Source organism: Streptococcus sanguinis, assembly GCF_003943655.1.
Taxonomy (GTDB): domain Bacteria; phylum Bacillota; class Bacilli; order Lactobacillales; family Streptococcaceae; genus Streptococcus; species Streptococcus sanguinis_F.
Genome location: NZ_RJMM01000033.1, coordinates 1 through 19,682 on the forward strand (window position 1 = coordinate 1; position 19,682 = coordinate 19,682).

Here is a 19,682-nt window from a genome sequence, read left to right on the forward strand (position 1 = left end):
ATTATACGTTAAACAGCAACTTTAATCAAATAAATATAGGCAAGAGAATTCCCCCTTATCTCCCTTGTACATTCCCCTATATCATGATAAAATACTAGGCAGAGTATAATATGTTGGAGCCGTAATGAATTATTTTAATGTTGGAAAAATCGTCAATACGCAAGGTCTGCAAGGTGAGATGCGGGTTTTGTTAGTGACGGATTTTGCAGAAGAGCGTTTTAAAAAAGGCAATACCCTTGCCCTGTTTGACAAGAAAGATCAGTTTGTCATGGATGTGGAGATTGCTAGCCATCGCAAGGTCAAGAACTTTGATATTATCAAGTTTAAGGGGATGTACCACATCAATGACATTGAGAAATTCCGTGATTTCACTCTGAAAGTCCGAGAGGAAGATTTGACGGACTTGGAAGACGGAGAATTTTACTACCATGAAATCATCGGCCTTGAAGTCTATGAAAATGACATTCTTCTTGGTACGATTAAGGAAATTCTGCAGCCAGGAGCCAATGATGTCTGGGTGGTCAAGCGTAAAGGCAAGCGCGACTTGCTACTGCCTTACATTCCGCCAGTAGTGCTGGGGATTGATATTGAGCAAGGTCGGGTTGATGTAGAGATACCGGAAGGACTGGATGATGAAAATTGATATTTTGACTCTCTTTCCGGAGATGTTTGCGCCCTTGGAACACTCTATCGTCGGTAAAGCTCGGGAAAAAGGTCTCCTAGAAATCAACTACCACAATTTCCGAGAAAAGGCTGAAAAATCCCGGCATGTAGACGACGAGCCATACGGCGGAGGCCAGGGTATGCTGCTACGGGCCCAACCTATTTTTGATGCCTATGATGCCATTAAAAAGAAGCAACCGCGTGTGATTTTGCTAGATCCTGCTGGTCGGACTTTTGACCAAGCCTATGCTGAGGAACTGTCTAAGGAAGAGGAACTCATTTTCATTTGTGGCCATTACGAAGGATATGATGAGCGGATCAAGACTTTAGTGACAGACGAAATCTCGCTTGGGGACTATGTTCTTACTGGGGGAGAATTGGCGGCTATGACTATGATTGATGCTACAGTTCGCTTGATTCCAGAGGTTATCGGCAAGGAAGCCAGTCATACAGATGACAGTTTTTCGTCTGGACTCTTGGAATATCCTCAGTACACTCGGCCTTATGACTATCGGGGTATGGTTGTTCCTGAAGTCCTTATGAGCGGCCATCATGAAAATATCCGCAAGTGGCGACTCTATGAAAGTCTGAAAAAGACCTATCTAAGACGTCCAGACTTGCTGGAACGCTATCAAATAACGGCCGAAGAAGAAGCAATGTTAGAAAAAATTCGACAAGCTCAAACGGACTGACAAGCAAAGTTAACTCTTAGAAAGAATCTAGGAGTTTTTGCTTTATTCGATACAGAAATGCTCATTTTTGTTGGAAAAACCATCTTATTTTTCTAATACAACATTTTTGTAACTAAATTGTAATAAAAAAACTATTAAAAGGATACGTTTGCTACTAGTTAATACTAGCGTTTTGTGATAGTATATTACTATGCGGGCTGCTATACCCAGATTAATTATAGTATGTGAGATTATAAAAAGGAGATTGATTATGGAAAAGAAAATAGGCAAGTCTGTTGTAGCGACTGGTATCGCGGCTACAACTATTATTTCTGGTGGACTGACCCATCAAGTGCACGCGGATGAGTTGGTTGAATCAACTGTAACAGCTCCACAAGCGACTGAAGTAACTGGAAAACCAGTGACAGCAGCAGATGTAGCTGTTGCCCAAGAAAATGCTGAAGCTGCCAAAGCTAAACTCGATGAGCAAAGATCGATAGTAGATACTGCTAAAACAGAAGCTGAAGATGCAAAAACTAGCGTGAAAGTGGCTGAAGCCGCTGTTGAGACTGCTAAAGAAATACAGGCAGAAGCAACAGAAGAAAATGTTGCTAAGGCGGAGACAGAAGCAAAAACAGCAGAGCAAGAGGTTAGCGCGAAAGACGTTGCTGTTCGAGAAGCAGCGGCTAAAGCTGCCAAGGCAGACCAAGCTGTTAAAGATCAAGCAAATACTGTTAAGGCGAGTCAATCTCTGGTAGATGTTGCAGAGACTGAATTGAAACAAGCTAAAACACCACTTAACTCAGAAGAGCAAGCTGTAGCAACTGCTAAGAGTCAGCAAAGTCAAGCACAGACTGCTTTAGACAATGCAAAGTCTGAACTGACAAAGGCTGAACAAGCAGCGTCTTCTGCTCCACAAGTGCAGGCTGAAATCCAGAATAAAATCAATCAGGCAAAGGAATCTTTGGGTCAAACCAATCAAGCTATTAACTCTCTTGAAGGACAGATTCCGGCTGCCGAGAAAGCAGCAGCAACAGCTCCTGTTGACTTTCGCAATACGACTTATTCTCAGTTTTTAGAAAATGTTCGTAACAATGCGGCTAATCAAGAGATTCGTGATGCAGCCAACAATGCTCTTGCAGTTTACCAACGCGGACAAAATGAGTTTGGTATCTCAGTTAATTCTGACCCAACCAGTCCAGCTAATTTAGAAAATAACCTGCAAGCTTTGGAGTTGGTTAAGGCCATTAATGCTTACCGTCGTAATGCCGGCTTACAAGAGTTGTTGGTTGATCCGTATGCGAATGTGGCCAGCCAGATTCAGACTATCTACTTTGAGCGCAATAACTGGCACATGGGTAAGCTGATTGGTAACGAGAATGTGGCGATTAGTTTTGATCCGCAAGGGGCTGTCAATTTCTGGCATAGTGAAAAAGCACGCTACCAAGAGATTGCAGCGCAATATGGACTGCCTACAGATGAAACTCAGATTGATGCTAATGCTATCTATATGAGAGTTGGAGCGGGTGTATTTGCTCAGATTGGCCACTATGTTCAGATGATGGACAATAAAGCCAATGCTATCTCAGCAGCTTATGATAAACAGCCAAACCAATGGGGCACTCCTCATGGTACATCCGAAGTTGGTTTCCATCATATTAGCAACTTTAACCAACGTGTTAATAATGGTACTTTGCTGACTGTTGCGGCTATGGAGCAGTTGTTGCGTGCTGGTGGTGGTCGTTCTGCAGGTTCTAACGCAAATGTCACAGCACTTAAGAATCAGTTAGCTGAACTCAAGGCTCAAAAAGTTGGTCAGGAATCAGCTATCAATATCCTCAATGCTCAATTAGCTGATGCTCAAAAGGCAGTGGCAGATCAAATTGCAGCAGTTGAAGCGGCTCGTCAGAAGGTAGCAACTGCTGAAAATAATCTAGCTTTGACCAAGCAAAATGTTGCCCTTAAGCAGGAAGCTCTCGACAGAGCGACAGCTAAGATTGCAGCAAACCTAGCACCTTATCAGACTAACTTGAGCAATGCTCAGGCAGTTTTAGCAGCAGCTAAGGATAAGTTGGCAGAACTTCAGTCAGCTCAAGAAGCTGCGAAAGCTAATTTGACAACTGCTCAAGAGGATTTCTTGGCTGCTCAAAAGACATTAGCAGCAGCTAAAAAGAAAGTCATTGACCTTCAAAATGCTCCTCAGTTACTTGCAGAAGCAGAGAGGGAGTTGGCAGAAGCGCAGCTTGATTTTGAAGCTAAACAAGCAATCTTAAATCAAGAAACTGCAACTTTAGCTGTTCTTGAAGAGGCTTACAACAGTCTTCAAGCCAATTATGAAACTCTCTTGAATATCTTGAACCAAGCATCTCTCCTTTATGGAAATGCTCTGAATAGCAACTACCGCTCAGGTGAGGATAAGAAGCTTTTAACTGCTGTTAAGGGTGGAGCAGCTGGTCCAGGTACAGAGGATGAATCTAAGAAAGATTCAGATGCTAAGACTGCAGAAGTTCATGCGAACACTCGTGAAGTTAAAGGAGCGACTACAGGTGCCGTTCAAGCGGCTGGTAGTGGTGCATTCACTGAATTTGTTGTAAATCCTGCAGCTCAGCTTGCTAGCGTGGCTACGACAGCTGATAAGGCTCCAACAGTTCCTGCTATTCTACCAAATACAGGTTCAGAAGCAGAACGCCTTGCAATTTTTGGTATGGCACTTGGTGCAGCTGCCTTTTTGGGAACCAACAAGCGACGTCGCAGAGATGAAGATTATAATTAAAGAAATACAAAATGAGGCTGGAATAATTTCCAGACTCATTTTTTTGTCTATAACTAATAAGCAATCTCATATAAAAAGGAGAGAGAAGCTAAGTTCTGCATTTTCTAAGAAAAAAACTTCCGATATTAACTGTCGGAAGTTTTCAATATATATAATAGATTCTATTTGACTGCCCCGCCTGTTACACCTTCTACGTAGTATTTCTGCATGAAGATGAAGAGAAGAGTGATTGGGATAGCGATGATAATCGCTCCAGATGTGAAAGGCAAGAACCATTTATTGATGGCATCTTTATTAAGCATTTGGAAAAGTCCCAAAGCAACCGTGTATTTTTCCTTGACATCGCCTAGGATGACAGAGGCAAAGATGAAGTCGACCCAAGGTCCCATGAAAGCCATAAGCGCTGTGTAAACGATAATCGGTTTTGACAGCGGCAATGTAATAGTTCGGAAGATTTGGAAGCGGGTAGCTCCGTCAATCATAGCGGATTCATCCAAGGAATATGGGATTGTATCAAAGAATCCTTTAGCAATATAGAAGCCTAAAGCTGCTCCAGCTGAATAAACCAGAATCAGTGACGTCAGGGTTTGTGTCAAATTAAGTGCTTTCAAGATGTAGTAAACCGCAATCATAGACATGAAGCCTGGGAACATGTTAAGTACCAGAGCCAGCTTGAGGAAACGGTTTTTATGCTTGAATTTGATACGGCTGAGTGAGTAAGCCATGCCCACAGTAATCAAAGTAGACAGGATACAGGTCGCTGTCGCAACAATCAGGGTATTCATAAACCACTGAACAAAAGGATATGTGTTGTTATTAAACAGTCTGATATAGTTGTCAAGAGTATAAGTCTTAGGGAAGAAGTAAGGGACTGCATTCGAGCCTTCACCACGGAAACTGGTCAGAAAAATCCAGATAATCGGTGTAAGCCAGATAAATGCTAGAACAGCCAGTAAGACATAAATCCCTAATAAACTGAGTTTTTTTCTATTTTTCATTATTTAGCAGTTCCTTCCTTGAATGATGCGGATCTAGTATAGGCTAAGAGACTGAAGGCTGCAGAGATTGCAAAGATCAGGATACCGATAACAGATGCCAGATTGTAATCCTTGGCTGAAACGGTCAGTTTATAGAGCCAGGTAACCAAGAGGTCAGTTGAACCTGCCTGATAGTAGGAAGAGTTAGTAGGTCCACCGCCTGTCAGGAAGTAGATAACGTTGAAGTTGTTGATGTTCCCGATAAACTGCTGGATAAGTGATGGCGCCATAATCAAAAGAATTTGAGGGAAAGTAATGCTCTTGAAGATTTGAAGCTTGCTAGCTCCATCAATCTCAGCGGCTTCGATTTGCTCACTAGGAAGGTTCATGATAATCCCAGTCGCTACTAGCATGGTAAATGGAATACCAATCCACATATTGACAAGGATGATTGAGAACTTAGCCCAAACAGGGTCACTCAAGAATGGAATTGGATGCTGGATGAGATGGAGGCTTTGCAATAGTCCGTTCAAAGGTCCATTGTCATTCAGGAAATTGCGCATCAAGAGCAGGGATACGAATTGCGGTACAGCAATAGTGATAACGAAGAGTGTCCGCCAAACTTTCTTGTACTTGAGGCCTTTGGTATTGAGTAAGAGAGCGAGAACAATACCGAAGAAGAAAGTAGTGGCTGTCGCAGCAACCGCCCAAATCAAGGTCCAGCCTAAAAGTGGGAAGAAGGTGCTAGCCATGCGACCTGAGAAAACATCACCGAAGCTAGAGAAGCCAACCCAGTCAAAGAGTGATTTAGGAGCTGGATGCTTATGGTCAAAGTTCGTAAAGGCCAAACAGATCATATAGATCAGAGGCAGGATGGTAAAGAGCAGTACTCCGATAAGTGGAATGCTCATCAGTCCCATGTGGAAGCGACCGTCAGCAAGTGTCTTAAAGTCCTCAACGAAGTTAGGGATTTTCTGACCTGACTGCTTAAGAGCCATCAAGTGACGAGCACTTTTCAGATTACACCAGTAGATATAGGCGAAGACAGCACAGAAGATGAGAGAAGCAAGTCCAAAAATCAGCATCAGCATAGAGTTGTCACCAGCTACTTGAACGGTGATTTCCAAGCCATTAACTTTTTTGATAGTCTCTCCTTGCTCCTGCGTTCCCAGAGTAATCATACCGCCGATAGCCGGAACGATTTGGACTACAAAAGCAATCAGAAATGCAATTTCTGAGAAGAGGAAGAGCAGCCCCTTGATAAATTGTTTGTTTACGAGGTTGCTCAGCCCCATTATCAGAAAAGAGAGTTTGACATCCCAGGTTCCCTCTTTAAAGACCTGAACCATGGATGCATTGTCATAAGATGACTGAGTCATAGTATTCTCCTTATATTTACAAAGAAAGAAGTGAGGAGGCCGCCCCCCTCACTTCAATGCTTATTTAAATTTGCTTGAGTATTATTTAGCTGCTGCTAAATCTTTATCAAACTGTTGTAATTTTGCGAGGTATTGATCTTCACCAAATTTACCGTTGTAAGCATCGCTGAGGATTGCAGCACTTTCAGTCCAGAAGACAGACATTTGGCTAAGTTTAGGCATAACTGTTGTGTAGGTATCAGAAGATCCCATTGTGATAACAGCTTGTGCCAATGCATCTTTCTTCACATCTTCAGACTCTTGTACTTCTTTGTTAGCTGGGATGATGTGACGTCCTTCAAACTTGAATTGGTTTTCTTGGCTTTCTTTGCTAGTAAGTGCTTGAGCCAGTTTGTAGCTTGCTGCGATACGGTCAGCGTCACCGTTTGAAGGTGTTTGGTTAACTGCGTAAAGTTTTACACCGAGGAAAGCTTTTTGTTGAACGTCTTGTCCACCGATGTTAACAGTTGGGTAAACAGAGATACCAAGGTTGTCTTTGCCGACAGCTTTTTCAGCAGCTGCGTAGTCCCATGGGCCTGATTGGAAAGCGTCAACTGAGCCATCTTCAAATTTAGCAAGAAGGTTAGAAGCATCTACGTTTACAAAACCGCTGTTATTCTTTTGAGCTGCGATGAACTTCAGAACGTTCACACCAGCTTCGTTACCCCAGTTTGTTCCGTCTACTTGCTCACCATCTTTACCAAAGAGAGTGTCGCCAACAGAAAGGAAGAGTGGAGCAGTAGCGTAGGCATTAACTTCTTTCAAGTTTCCGCCGAATTTAGCTTTAGAAGTGATGGTTTCATAAGACTTAACATCGTCAGCAGAAAGTTTTGACTTGTTATAGTAGGTTACTTGTGACTCGATACCGAATGGGAAAGCATAAGTTTTACCTTTGTACTGAGCACCAATAGCTGCTTGTTCTGTATCGTTCTTCTTGATTTCTTCTGCCATATTAGAAGGAACTTCTTGAATCGCTCCAGCTTCAACTAATTTACCAAGTTGGTCATGTGGCAGAGAGAAAACATCGGCAGCAGTACTAGCATCTTTTGTCAGATTTTCCTGAGCGTTTGGATCTTCCATTTCGACTACGTCAACCTTGTAGCCTGATTCTTTCTCGAACTTGCTAACTGTATCAGAGTAAGAATCTTTAGCACCGGTTGGTACCCAAAGTTTCAAGGTCTTGCTATCGGCTTTAGAAGAAGAGCTCTCCTTGCTACTATTCGAGCTACAAGCTGCTAACATCGTTCCTGCAGCCAGCAAGCTGACACTGCCCAATACTACTTTTTTCCATGTTTTCATTTCTATTTCCTNCCGGAATTTTTATTTACAATCCTATTATGCAACCGTTTGCAATTTTTGTCAAGCCTTTTTTTGAAATTTTTTTAAAAATATATTAATTTTTCTAAAATTTTTCTATTTTATTTCTGTTTATTTAATCAAAGCCTATTAAAATGGCTGTGCAATCGCTTGCTTGATTTTTGCATAGAAAACGCTTTATTATGGAGAGGATTTTGTCTCATTCGCAATATATTTTTGGTACTTGTATGAAGAGATGAAGAGAAGTTGTTGTTCAGAATTATCTATGAAAGGAATTCAACTTATGATTTTCTAATAATCTAGTGTCTACCTGTTGAATACTCCCCTTTTCTGCTATAATAGACCTATGAACAAGCTAATCCAATCAAAGCTGGAACTGCTGCCGACCAGTCCCGGCTGCTACATTCACAAAGACAAAAACGGTACCATTATCTATGTCGGCAAAGCCAAGAATCTTCGCAATCGGGTTCGTTCTTATTTTCGTGGCAGTCATGATACCAAGACGGAGGCTCTGGTTTCTGAGATTGAGGATTTTGAGTTTATTGTCACCGAGTCTAATATTGAAGCTTTGCTTCTGGAAATCAACCTAATCAAGGAAAACCAGCCCAAGTACAATATTATGCTCAAGGACGATAAGTCCTATCCATTTATTAAGATTACCAACGAAACCTATCCGCGCCTAATCATAACGCGTCAAGTCAAAAAAGACGGCGGACTTTATTTTGGTCCTTATCCGGATGTTGGTGCGGCCAATGAAATCAAGCGGCTTTTAGATCGGCTCTTTCCTTTTCGTAAGTGTACCAATCCACCTGAAAACGTCTGCTTTTACTACCATCTGGGGCAGTGCAAGGCCCACACTATTTGCCAGGTAGACAGCCAGTATTTTAAGGAGCTAGCCCAGGAGGTGGCTGCCTTTCTCAAGGGGCAGGATGACCAGATTATTGAGGATTTACGGGGAAAAATGGCTGGCGCAGCGCAAGCTATGGAGTTTGAAAAGGCAGCAGAGTACCGCGACTTGATTCAGTCCATTGGCACCTTGCGAACCAAGCAGCGGGTTATGGCCAAGGATTTGCAGAATCGTGACGTCTTTGGTTACTATGTAAATAAGGGCTGGATGTGCGTACAGGTTTTCTTTGTCCGCCAAGGCAAGCTAATCGAACGAGACGTCAATCTTTTTCCCTATTATAATGATCCGGACGAAGATTTTCTGACCTATATCGGCCAGTTCTACCAGGAAAAGTCCCACCTCAAGCCCAATGAAATTTTGATTCCAGCTGATATTGACGAAGAAGCTGTCCGAGCCATGGTGGATACCAAGGTGCTTAAGCCCCAGCGAGGCGAGAAGAAGCAGTTGGTCAATCTTGCTATCAAAAACGCCCGAGTCAGTCTTCAACAGAAATTTGACCTTTTGGAGAAATCTATTGAAAAGACTCAAGGGGCTATTGAGAATCTAGGGCAGCTTCTTAACATTCCAACGCCAATTCGTATTGAGTCTTTTGATAACTCCAACATCATGGGGACCAGTCCTGTATCTGCTATGGTGGTCTTTGTCAATGGTAAACCAAGTAAGAAGGACTATCGCAAGTATAAGATCAAGACTGTGGTAGGACCTGATGACTACGCAAGTATGCGTGAGGTCATCAAGCGGCGCTATAGTCGGGCGATTCGGGATGGACTGACTCTGCCAGATCTGATTGTCATTGACGGTGGACAGGGCCAGGTCAATATCGCTAAGGAAGTAATCCAGGAGCAGTTGGGATTGGATATTCCCATCGCTGGACTACAAAAAAATGACAAGCACCAGACTCATGAATTGCTTTTTGGTGACCCTTTGCAAGTCGTAGAACTATCCCGCAATTCGCAGGAATTTTTCCTGCTTCAGCGTATCCAAGATGAGGTCCACCGCTTTGCTATTACCTTCCACCGCCAGCTCCGGTCTAAAAATTCCTTCTCATCGCAGCTGGATGGCATTGAAGGCTTGGGACCAAAACGCAAGCAAAATCTTATGAAACACTTCAAATCGCTAACCAAGATTAAAGAAGCCAGTGTCGACCAAATCGTCGAAGTCGGCGTACCACGAGCAGTGGCAGAAGCAGTGTGGGAGAAGTTGAATCCAGTAGATCAGCAGAAAACTTCCTTGCCTGAAGTAGCAGAGCCACAGGTGGATTTAGAATAGACCAATCTCATATAAGGACAGTGTATGCAGAATTTTTTTAATAATTAGGAAAAAATTAACAGAAATGGAGGGACTATTATAATGCCTATAATGTTTGACAATAAAATAATTTTGTATTATAATATGTCTATTCTTTATTAATAGGAGACAGTAATGAGAAAAATTATTACAGCTAGTGTAGCGCTTTTATCAGTTATAACTTTAGCAGCATGTTCTGGAAAAACAACATCAGATTCTTCTGAAAAAGCTTCAAGTTCTGTAGAAAAAACATCTACTTCAAAGAGTAAATCAAGTAGCTCTGAAACTTCATCAAAAACAGCTAGTTCAGATGCAGAAATCCCAGAAATTGTTCTTTTGACAGATGAAGAAATCGACAATGCTAAAACAATTGGTGACATGAAAGCCCTCTTTAGTAAGTTGATTGATAATTATAAAAAGTACATAAATGAAATCGGGGCTAAAGTACCTGAGGCTGGGAAAGAAGCATACAATCAACAAGTAGAACCAGCAATTCAGTCTATGGANACTTCAAGAGAGACATTTAATGAAACCCTTTCAAGTGTTGGTTCAGATGATACAGAAGTTCCAGAACAAAATCGTGCTTTATTTGCTCAGCAATTGAAAACAGGACGTGATGCCATGAAGAAGGCGATTGAGGGTGCTTATAAAGCTCTTGCTCCACTTACGTCAGCTCAGTAATATCTACAAAGTAGGTGACTATCACCTGCTTTTTTTATTCCTAAAATTTAAAATCAATCGAAGAAAGAGTATTTGAGAGAAAGCCTAAAATATTCATAACAGTTACGGTGTAAAGTTTCTCCTAGTGAAAAAACTCCTGCAAACTCCTACAAAATATGATAAAATGAAGCTAGTATATTTAGAAAAGGATGCGACTTATGAAATTTCTAGAACTCAATAAAAAGCGTCACGCAACCAAGCATTTCAATGATAAGCCTGTGGATGCAAAGGATGTTCGCACAGCGATTGAAATTGCAACTTTGGCACCCAGTGCTCACAATAGCCAGCCATGGAAGTTCGTTGTTGTGCGGCAGCGTAATCAGGCTCTAGCAGAGACAGCTTTCGGTGGAAATGTGGACCAGATTAAGGAAGCTCCAGTGACCATTGCCCTCTTTACGGATACAGATTTGACCAAGCGGGCTCGCAAGATTGCGCGTGTGGCTGGAGTGAGAAATTTCTCTGACGAGCAGCTCCAATTCTATATGCAGAATCTGCCAGCTGAGTTTGCTCGCTATAGCGAACAGCAAAAGAGCGATTATTTAGCTCTCAATGCTGGTCTGGTGGCCATGAATCTTGTTCTGGCTCTGACTGACCAAGGTATCGGATCTAACATCATCTTAGGTTTTGACAAATCGAAGGTAAATGAGGTTCTGGAAATTGATGAGCGTTTCCGTCCGGAACTCTTGATTACTGTTGGTTATACTGATGAAAAACTAGAACCTAGTTATCGTTTGCCAGTTGATGAAATCATTGAGAAACGTTGATATAGTAACATTTACGATTTAATTCATAATTTTATTGATTTAAATCGAATTGGAAATTGGGGTAAAATAATGACAATTGACTTTAAAGCCGAAGTTGAAAAACGCAGAGAAGCTCTCTTGGCTGATTTGTTCAGCCTTTTGGAAATTAACTCAGAGCGGGATGACTCCAAGGCAGACAAGGAGCATCCTTTTGGACCTGGTCCTGTTCAAGCTCTGCATAAGTTTTTAGAAATCGCTGAACGCGATGGCTATGAAACCAAGAATGTGGACAATTATGCTGGTCACTTTACTTTTGGTGAGGGTGAGGAAGAACTTGGGATTTTTGCCCACATGGATGTGGTTCCTGCCGGGAGTGGCTGGAATACAGATCCTTACAAACCTGAAATTATTGATGGCAAACTTTATGCGCGTGGTTCATCTGATGATAAAGGACCAACTATGGCTTGTTACTATGGTTTGAAAATCATCAAAGACTTGGGATTGCCAGTATCTAAGCGAGTTCGCTTTGTGGTGGGGACAGACGAGGAATCCGGTTGGCAAGACATGGACTATTATTTCAAGCATGTTGGCCTATCTGAGCCAGACTTTGGTTTCTCGCCAGATGCAGAATTTCCAATCATTAACGGTGAAAAAGGGAATATCACAGAATATCTCCACTTTGGTAACAGTAATGATGGCAGCTTTAAACTAAAGATCTTCACTGGCGGACTTCGTGAGAATATGGTGCCAGAATCAGCGACAGCTATTTTTACAGCAGCAGTTGATGCAGCGGAAATGGATGCTAAATTACAAGACTTTGCTGCTGCCCACAAGCTTTCAGCTAGTCTGAAAGAAAATGGCGAAGCTCTTGAAGTGACAGTCATTGGGAAATCAGCTCATGGTTCTACACCAGAGGATGGTATCAACGGAGCAACTTATTTAGCTCTCTTCCTCAACCAATTTGACTTTGCTGGTGACGCCAAGGCTTATCTGGAAGTGGCAGCTCAAGTTCTGCATGAGGACTTTACAGGTGAGAAGTTAGGAATCGCTTATACAGATGCTAAAATGGGTTCTCTCAGCATGAATGCTGGTGTTTTCCATTTTGACAGTGCCAAGGCTGACAATACCATTGCTCTGAACATCCGTTACCCGCAAGGAACTGATCCGAAAACAATTCAAGCTGGCCTTGAAAAAGTTGCTGGTGTTGTGTCAGTGAGTCTGTCTGAGCATGGCCATACTCCGCACTATGTTCCAGCAGATGATGATTTGGTAGCAACACTTTTGAGTGTTTACGAAAAACAAACTGGTCTCAAAGGATACGAGCAAGTCATTGGTGGTGGAACCTTTGGCCGTCTTTTGAAGCGCGGTGTGGCTTTTGGCGCCATGTTCCCCGACTATGTCAACACTATGCACCAAGCCAATGAATTTACAGATGTAGAAGACCTTTTCCGTGCTGCGGCCATTTACGCGGAAGCTATCTACGAGCTAATCAAATAAAAAAGAAGAACTCGTTTGGCCTTGCTGGATGAGTTTCTTTGCAAGGAGCTGTCATGCAAACAATAGAGGATATTGCCAAGGCCATCATGGCTGATCCAGAAAATCAGATATTCACGGAGCAGGGGATCAAGCCGCTTTTTGCGGCACCTAAGAATGCTCGGATTAACATTGTTGGTCAAGCGCCGGGGCTGAAAACTCAAGAGGCAGGGCTTTACTGGAAGGACAAGAGCGGTGACCGGCTGAGAAAATGGCTTGGTGTCGATGAAGAGACTTTTTATCATTCTGGCTACTTTGCGGTTTTGCCCATGGATTTTTATTTTCCAGGACATGGGAAGTCTGGAGATTTACCGCCTCGTAAGGGCTTTGCGGACAAATGGCATCAGCCGATTTTAGAGCTTTTGCCAGATATTGAGCTGACCATTTTGATTGGTCAGTATGCTCAGAAATATTATCTGCATCAAAAAGGAAATATCAAGCTGACCGAGACGGTTCAGCATTATCAAGACTACCTGCCTGACTTTTTCCCACTGGTCCACCCGTCGCCCCGCAACCAAATCTGGATGGCTAAAAATCCTTGGTTTGCAGCTCAGGTTGTACCAGATTTACAAAAATTAGTAAAAAATATCATGGAGAAATGAGGTAAGAAGCATGGATGCATATCAACAAGTAGCTAACAAGTTGCAAGAGTTGGGGATCACCTTTGATGTGGTGGAGCACCCTCCTGCATTTACGACAGAGCAGGCAGATAGCTATATTGAAGGCATGGAGGGTGTTCGGACTAAGACTATGTTTTTAACCAATAAGAAGAAAACCCAGTATTACCTACTCATTATGGATGACAAGAAACGATTGGATATGGATGACTTTAAAGTTCAAGTGGGAGCCGATCGGATTCGCATGGCCTCATTGGACTCCTTGGCAGAGAAAATGAACCTACCAGCAGGAACTGTATCTCCCTTTGGTCTTCTCAACAATGAGGAGAAGGACATTCAAGTTTATTTTGATAGGGACATTGTATCAGAGGATATCATGACTTTCCATCCCAATACTAATGAAAAAACTATTTTTGTCTCTACAAGAGATTTATTTAAATTCTTGCAAGATTTAGGTTATTCTTACCAAGTTCTTGAGCTTTAACTAACCGTTTTGCTGAGTTAGAGGAACGCTATCCAGCTTCTCTTTCGAGTGATTAAACCTAGCGGATTGGTATCACTCGTTTGCTAGCACCTCTGTACCTCTATCTTGATCTTGGATGAAGGACGTGTCCAGCCACTTGGTTTCCCTCAGGAGATTCTCCAACAGCTAGCTAATGGTATTGTCAAAGAATTATTAGATCTTGCAGGAATCTAACTGATTTTTTAAAAAATCTAAGCTTAGAATGCTAAACTTTGTAGAAAGCGAGGTGATTCTATGGAAACGATGAAAGCTATAGTCATTTACGAAGCGGGTGGTCCAGAAAAGCTTCTGCTGGAAGAAAGACCGATTCCAGAACTTCAAGAGGGCTGGACCCTGGTCAAGGTCAGAGGATTTGGGATTAACCACTCGGAGATTTTTACTCGTGAGGGTTTATCGCCTAGTGTCACCTTCCCTCGGATTTTAGGTATTGAGTGTGTTGGCCAAGTGGCCAAGACGACTCGAGCAGATTTAGAGATTGGCCATAAAGTGGTTTCCATCATGGGAGAAATGGGGCGAGCTTTTGACGGTTCTTATGCTGAGTATGTCCTTCTGCCGAATGATCAAATTTATACAGTCGAGACCAATCTGACCTGGACTGAGCTGGCTGCTGTGCCAGAGACCTATTATACTGCTCTAGGCTCTATGAAAAATCTGTGCATTGAGCCCAATGACAAGATTTTAGTCCGAGCTGCTACTAGCGGTGTCGGTTTGGCCTTTGCTCGTCTGGTCAAGGCACAGTTTCCAGACACACATATCGTGGGCTCGGTCAATAGCGGTTCCAAACAATTTCTGCTCAAACACCAAGCCTACGACGATATCATCATAGACCAGGATGGCCGACTGGAAACAGAGGATAAGTTTGACAAAATCCTTGAGTTGGTCGGTCCGGCAACTGTCAAGGATTCTTTTGACCATATCGCAGAGGGCGGGATTATCTGTGTCACCGGTCTCTTGGGCGGCCAGTGGGAACTGGATGATTTCAACCCAATCGAAGAAATCAAAAACAACAGTTTTCTGACAAGTTTTCACTCAGCTCATGTGAGCCAAGATTTGATGGATGAATTATTTGACTATATTGACCGCTATCAGGTCAATGTTACACCAAGGCGTGTCTTTTCCCTAGAGCAAGTGCCCAAAGCTCATGCATTTATCGAAGGGACGGCAGGTTTTGGAAAAATCGTGATTATGAATGAATAGGAGAAAAATGATGCAAAAAATTAGTGCGAAAGATTTATATGACAAATTACAGGCAGAAGAACTACAGTTGATTGACGTTCGCGAGGTGGATGAATTTACTGCTGGACATATCTCTGGGGCTCAGAATCTGCCTCTCAGCACCTTGCCTGAAAATTATAGGGAATTAGATAAACAAATCCCCTACCATATCATCTGCCAAAAAGGCGGACGCTCAGCGCGTGCCTGCGAATTTTTGGAAGCTAAGGGTTACCAAGTGATCAATGTCGAAGGAGGAGTGGAAGCTTTTCCTGATAAATTGACGATATGACAAGCGATTAAGAAGAGCAAATGCCGGAATAGATTGAATTTCCGGCCCTTTTTTTGTATACTATAGTAGTATAATAATTTATAGATAGGAGATATTTTATGTCAAAACAAGATTGGCTTGAATATTTTGAGGCCGTTAATGGACGCTCGGCTACAGAGGAAGAAATTGCCCAAGCATTGGCTGTCGGGGAATTTGTTGAAGCTGAACAGGTAAGTGCGGAGCAAGCCTCTAGTGAAGCTAGTCCGGCTTCATCAAGCTTTGAACAGCCGCAAAACTTCCAACAGCCTTTTGCTCAGCAGGCTTCTCAACAATATCAAGAAGTTCCTCAGCAACAAGCAAATCCAAATCAATTTGCTAATCAGGGACAACCATATCAGCAACAAGGATTTCAACAAGCGAGTCCCTTTGCTGGACAACCTCAGTCTTCTGGTCCGCAAGCTTATCAGAACAACTCACAGCAAGGACAGTTCAATTCACAAGTACCTCAACAAGGACCACAGGCTTATTACAGTCAGCAACCTCCTCAACCCAGCGAGTTTTCTAAAACAATGAAAGGTTTCTGGGCTTGGCTCGTTTCAGCTTGGAAATCACCGACATCTGAAGTTGAGAGTAGTAAGGTGAATGGTTACCTTTCTCTAGGTTTGACAGCGTTCTTTTTTGCTATTGTTGCAAACTACAATATTTTCAGTACCATTGGTATCATGAGTTTTGGTATGTATAATGGACCGACTTTTAATTTCAAAGTCTTCTTTGTTTCTCTGATAGCAGCGGCTCTCTTCCTTTTCTCTATTATATTAGGTGGTTTTGTTGTGAAGCGTTTGGTCTACCAAGATAGAAGTTTTACCTTTAATAAGGCTTTTGATTGGTATGGTCGACTTTATGCCATTGTTCTTCCATTTATTGCTGCTTCAGCTCTGTTTGCTCTGTTGGGTATTATTCATTTATCTCTGTTTTTCACATGGATTGTTCTTTTGTTAGTCGGAGTTGGAGCGACCTTTGCTTTGATTTATTCCAAGACAAACAACTCTATGGATCCTTTTTATAAATATCTATTGGCCATTATTATCAATGGTGTGATTACAATTATCTTCTCTTTTATCGCTTTTTCTCTACTAGCTAGTATCATAATGATGTAATCTTGGAGGAGATTTATGGCAACAAAAGAAAAATGGGTTGATCTCTTTGAAAAAGTAATTGGTCGAAAACCAACTGCAAGTGAGTTCCAAGCCGGTAAACAATCTAACTTTGACCCAAAAAAGATTAAGGAGATTGCAGGCGAAGCAGAGGAAGTAACCACAGATACTTCATCAGTAGAAAATACTACTGATGAAGCTTCTGATAATCAAGATATTGTTCAGGAGACACCTTCTGAAGATTCTGTCACAGAAGAATCGGTTCAACCATCTTCCCAAGATGAGAAGCAAGGCGCATTTGAATCTACCCAATATGAAGAGCTTCGTAAGAATTGGCTGCAAGCTTTTGAAAATAATATTGGTCGAAAACCTACCAAAGAAGAATTTGCAGAAGCTAAGAGTCAAGGATTCTCTAACTTGCCTATTCGGTCTGAATTGCTCGACTCACAATTACCACAGAAACCAGTAAAAAAGGCTAAAAAGAGAATATCAAAGAAGCAAGCAATCATGATTGGAGGGCCAACCCTTCTAGTTGCCGCTTTGATTGGAGCTTTCTTCTATCTAAGCTCTATAACTGGGGTTAAAGTTGTTACAGACCATTTTGCAAAAGCCGTCTCTAGTAAAGACTTTGATGAAGTGGCAAGTCTCCTCTCTACTCAATCCGATAAGTGGACGCGTGCTGAAGCAAGAGCTTTAGTTGAGCACCTAGAGAGCCAGGAGATTAATCTCGAAACTGAGCTAGATAACATTGTTGAGTCAAATGGCAAATCTGCTTATATCGATGACAACAATAATAAGATTTTAGGTGTTACTGAAAAGAGTAAGAAATTTGGTATTTTCCAGGAATATCAGATGGTTTCCTATCCAGTCAAAGTTAAAGTCAATACAAATTTGGATAATGCTACCATTAAACCTGGTGAGAAAAAAACTATTACTCTTAAGAAAAATACAGACACTGAATTGGGTGAATATCACTTTATCAAACAAGACTTTACTCTCAAAGGTAAGACGGATGTTGGAGATGTAGAAAGTAAGGTTCAGCTTGATTTAGCTACGGCTAAGGATAATGAAATCAAACTGGATCTCAAGTCTGAAAAGAAACAGCTAAAAATTACGATGCCTTCAGAAACTTCAAAAGCAACAGATATTAAAATTGTTGTTAATGGTAAAGAGAGTGGTAGCAGTTTGACACCTGAGTTGCAGCTTGTTCCTTATCAAGAACTTGAAATTTATGCTAAGTTTACTATCTCTGATACTACCTTTACTACCAATAAAGAGACAGTGCTTGTGGAAGATGATACCACGAATGTGAAATTATCGCTTCCTAAGGAAGTGGTTTCTAAAATTAGAGAAAAGAACGAAGAAGCGAAAAAGGTTGAGGCTCAAAAGGCAAAAGTCTCTACTTTCCTTAATGACTACCGCAGTGCTGTTTTCAGCTCTGTTTCTAACAGGAGCAACAACTATTCTCAATACTACGATACCTCTAGTGCAGTATATCGAGAAATGGTTGAGTGGACCACTGGTGGTGGTGTTAAGAAAGCGAAAATTAACTATTATGAGCCAGGAGCTTTGGATATCCGCGAAATCAAGGAAGAAAATGGTTCCTATATCGTGACAACATATGAGGACTATACGGTCCACTATACCGATAACACTCCAAATAGTGTAAATCGTAAAAATAAGACTTATTACTTGAAACCTAGCGGGGATTCTTTTGTAATCTATAATCTTGAAGTTTCAGAAGGTTGATATTATGACAATGAAATACAGTAAACTAATTCTTCTTGCAGCATCTGTTCTTGTTCTAGGTGCGTGTTCGTCTGGTAAAGACACTACTGGAGATAGCTCTGATAAACAAGCGGCTAGCTCAACTAGCACAGTTAAGAAACAAGATGCTGAAAAAGATAAAAACTCTAGCCAAGATACGACAACATCTTCAGACAGCACTGATACTAAAAAGGAGAAAAATCACGAGGCCAAAACTCTTGATCAAAATGTTTCTTATAACGGTAGCTACTACAGTGTCAAAGGGCAATATGATGAGATTCTTGTTGTCAACAAACACTACCCTTTGTCTCCTTCCTATAATCCAGGTGAGAATGCGACTGCTAAAGCAGAATTGCTCAAACTGATTGCAGACATGCAGGCGCAAGGCTATGCCATTAGCGACCAATACAGTGGTTTCCGTAGCTATGATACTCAGACAGAACTCTATCAAAACTATGTCAATCAGGATGGTAAGGCAGCTGCAGACCGCTATTCGGCTCGGCCAGGCTACAGCGAGCACCAGACTGGTTTGGCATTTGACTTGATTGACAAGAATGGCAATCTCGTACAAGAAGCTGGAGCCAGTCAGTGGCTTCTAGATAACGCCTATAAATACGGTTTTATCGTTCGCTATCTAGAGGGTAAGGAAGGTTCAACTGGCTACATACCAGAGAGCTGGCATCTTCGCTATGTTGGTAAAGAAGCCAAAGAAATCGCTCAATCAGGCAAGTCCTTAGAAGAATACTTTGGCATTACCGGCGGTGATTACGAAGAATAATCATCCTATTATCCGTTACAAGGAGGAAGAATATGAAATTTTTTGTTACCAATCCCAATAATGATTTTGCAGAAACACCTGTGCAAGAAGAAGGCAGAATCATCCATCATCTGCATCTTGCCAAAGGAAAAGAAGTGCCAGAGCACAGTGCTGATGCACTGGTAACAGTTGTTTGTTTGTCGGGAGATGTGAGCTTTTCTGCTGGAGAACAAACCGTGCGGCTGGTGGCAGGTTCCTTTCTAACGATGGAGCCCAATGAGCTACACAGCCTAGTTGGAGAAGAAGATAGTCACCTCTTGGTTATCAAACAACTCAAATATTAATAAATACAAAAATACTAGAAGTTGGAAT

General features: G+C 41.9%; 18 protein-coding genes. 15 read left to right on the top strand and 3 right to left on the bottom strand.

Features of this window, described 5'->3' with window-relative positions:
- The first annotated feature begins 124 nt into the window (after nt 1-124).
- From rimM to D8886_RS10650, 3 genes are all read left to right on the top strand, one after another.
- Entirely contained in the window at nt 125-643 is a 519-nt protein-coding gene (gene rimM / locus D8886_RS10640) for a ribosome maturation factor RimM (RefSeq protein WP_125435592.1), read from the top strand.
- Entirely contained in the window at nt 633-1,355 is a 723-nt protein-coding gene (gene trmD, locus D8886_RS10645; RefSeq protein WP_125435616.1) for a tRNA (guanosine(37)-N1)-methyltransferase TrmD, read from the top strand. Before rimM ends, trmD begins: the two co-directional genes overlap by 11 nt.
- A gap of 190 nt (nt 1,356-1,545) precedes the next feature.
- Nucleotides 1,546-4,107 (top strand): CAP domain-containing protein, encoded by a 2,562-nt coding sequence (locus D8886_RS10650; protein ID WP_125435594.1) that lies wholly within the window; start codon nt 1,546-1,548, stop codon nt 4,105-4,107.
- Between the two features lie 161 nt (nt 4,108-4,268).
- Here the strand turns inward: D8886_RS10650 and D8886_RS10655 are convergent, their stop codons facing one another.
- The 3 genes from D8886_RS10655 to D8886_RS10665 all read right to left on the bottom strand — a co-directional run bounded on the left by D8886_RS10655 (nt 4,269) and on the right by D8886_RS10665 (nt 7,801).
- The gene (locus tag D8886_RS10655) at nt 4,269-5,105 is read right to left on the bottom strand and encodes a sugar ABC transporter permease (protein ID WP_002895328.1); all 837 of its coding nucleotides are present in this window, start codon (nt 5,103-5,105) and stop codon (nt 4,269-4,271) included.
- Nucleotides 5,105-6,463: a carbohydrate ABC transporter permease gene (locus D8886_RS10660; protein WP_125435596.1), complete on the bottom strand. Its 1,359-nt coding sequence runs from the start codon at nt 6,461-6,463 to the stop codon at nt 5,105-5,107. The genes D8886_RS10655 and D8886_RS10660 overlap by 1 nt, the downstream gene beginning before the upstream one ends.
- Nucleotides 6,464-6,544: 81 nt before the next feature.
- Complete coding sequence (locus tag D8886_RS10665; RefSeq protein ID WP_125435598.1) at nt 6,545-7,801, bottom strand: extracellular solute-binding protein; 1,257 nt, start codon at nt 7,799-7,801, stop codon at nt 6,545-6,547.
- 364 nt (nt 7,802-8,165) lie between these two features.
- On the opposite strand from D8886_RS10665, the gene uvrC reads away from it, so the two are divergent.
- From uvrC to D8886_RS10730, 12 genes are all read left to right on the top strand, one after another.
- Entirely contained in the window at nt 8,166-9,995 is a 1,830-nt protein-coding gene (gene uvrC, locus D8886_RS10670) for an excinuclease ABC subunit UvrC (RefSeq protein ID WP_125435600.1), read from the top strand.
- 153 nt (nt 9,996-10,148) lie between these two features.
- Complete coding sequence (locus D8886_RS10675; protein WP_125435602.1) at nt 10,149-10,694, top strand: hypothetical protein; 546 nt, start codon at nt 10,149-10,151, stop codon at nt 10,692-10,694.
- A gap of 197 nt (nt 10,695-10,891) precedes the next feature.
- Nucleotides 10,892-11,497 carry a nitroreductase family protein gene (locus tag D8886_RS10680; protein WP_125435604.1) on the top strand — a complete coding sequence of 202 codons (606 nt, stop codon included), beginning with the start codon at nt 10,892-10,894 and terminating at the stop codon, nt 11,495-11,497.
- A 69-nt stretch (nt 11,498-11,566) separates the two neighbouring features.
- On the top strand, nt 11,567-12,973 hold the full coding sequence (gene pepV, locus D8886_RS10685) for a dipeptidase PepV (RefSeq protein ID WP_125435606.1): 1,407 nt from the start codon (nt 11,567-11,569) through the stop codon (nt 12,971-12,973).
- 53 nt (nt 12,974-13,026) lie between these two features.
- On the top strand, nt 13,027-13,611 hold the full coding sequence (locus tag D8886_RS10690) for a uracil-DNA glycosylase family protein (protein ID WP_125435608.1): 585 nt from the start codon (nt 13,027-13,029) through the stop codon (nt 13,609-13,611).
- Nucleotides 13,612-13,621: 10 nt separating this feature from the next.
- A complete protein-coding gene (locus D8886_RS10695; protein ID WP_002930655.1) occupies nt 13,622-14,110 on the top strand; it encodes a prolyl-tRNA synthetase associated domain-containing protein in 489 nt (162 codons plus the stop codon).
- Nucleotides 14,111-14,383: 273 nt separating this feature from the next.
- Entirely contained in the window at nt 14,384-15,346 is a 963-nt protein-coding gene (locus tag D8886_RS10705) for a zinc-binding alcohol dehydrogenase family protein (RefSeq protein WP_125435610.1), read from the top strand.
- A complete protein-coding gene (locus D8886_RS10710) occupies nt 15,339-15,653 on the top strand; it encodes a rhodanese-like domain-containing protein (protein ID WP_125342462.1) in 315 nt (104 codons plus the stop codon). Before D8886_RS10705 ends, D8886_RS10710 begins: the two co-directional genes overlap by 8 nt.
- Before the next feature lie 98 nt (nt 15,654-15,751).
- Nucleotides 15,752-16,789 (top strand): DUF6574 domain-containing protein, encoded by a 1,038-nt coding sequence (locus D8886_RS10715; protein ID WP_125342461.1) that lies wholly within the window; start codon nt 15,752-15,754, stop codon nt 16,787-16,789.
- Nucleotides 16,790-16,804: 15 nt separating this feature from the next.
- Nucleotides 16,805-18,535 (top strand): TcaA second domain-containing protein, encoded by a 1,731-nt coding sequence (locus tag D8886_RS10720; RefSeq protein ID WP_125435612.1) that lies wholly within the window; start codon nt 16,805-16,807, stop codon nt 18,533-18,535.
- A gap of 4 nt (nt 18,536-18,539) precedes the next feature.
- Entirely contained in the window at nt 18,540-19,331 is a 792-nt protein-coding gene (gene ldcB / locus D8886_RS10725; RefSeq protein WP_373081699.1) for an LD-carboxypeptidase LdcB/DacB, read from the top strand.
- 32 nt (nt 19,332-19,363) lie between these two features.
- On the top strand, nt 19,364-19,654 hold the full coding sequence (locus D8886_RS10730) for a cupin domain-containing protein (RefSeq protein ID WP_125435614.1): 291 nt from the start codon (nt 19,364-19,366) through the stop codon (nt 19,652-19,654).
- The last annotated feature ends 28 nt before the right edge of the window (nt 19,655-19,682 follow it).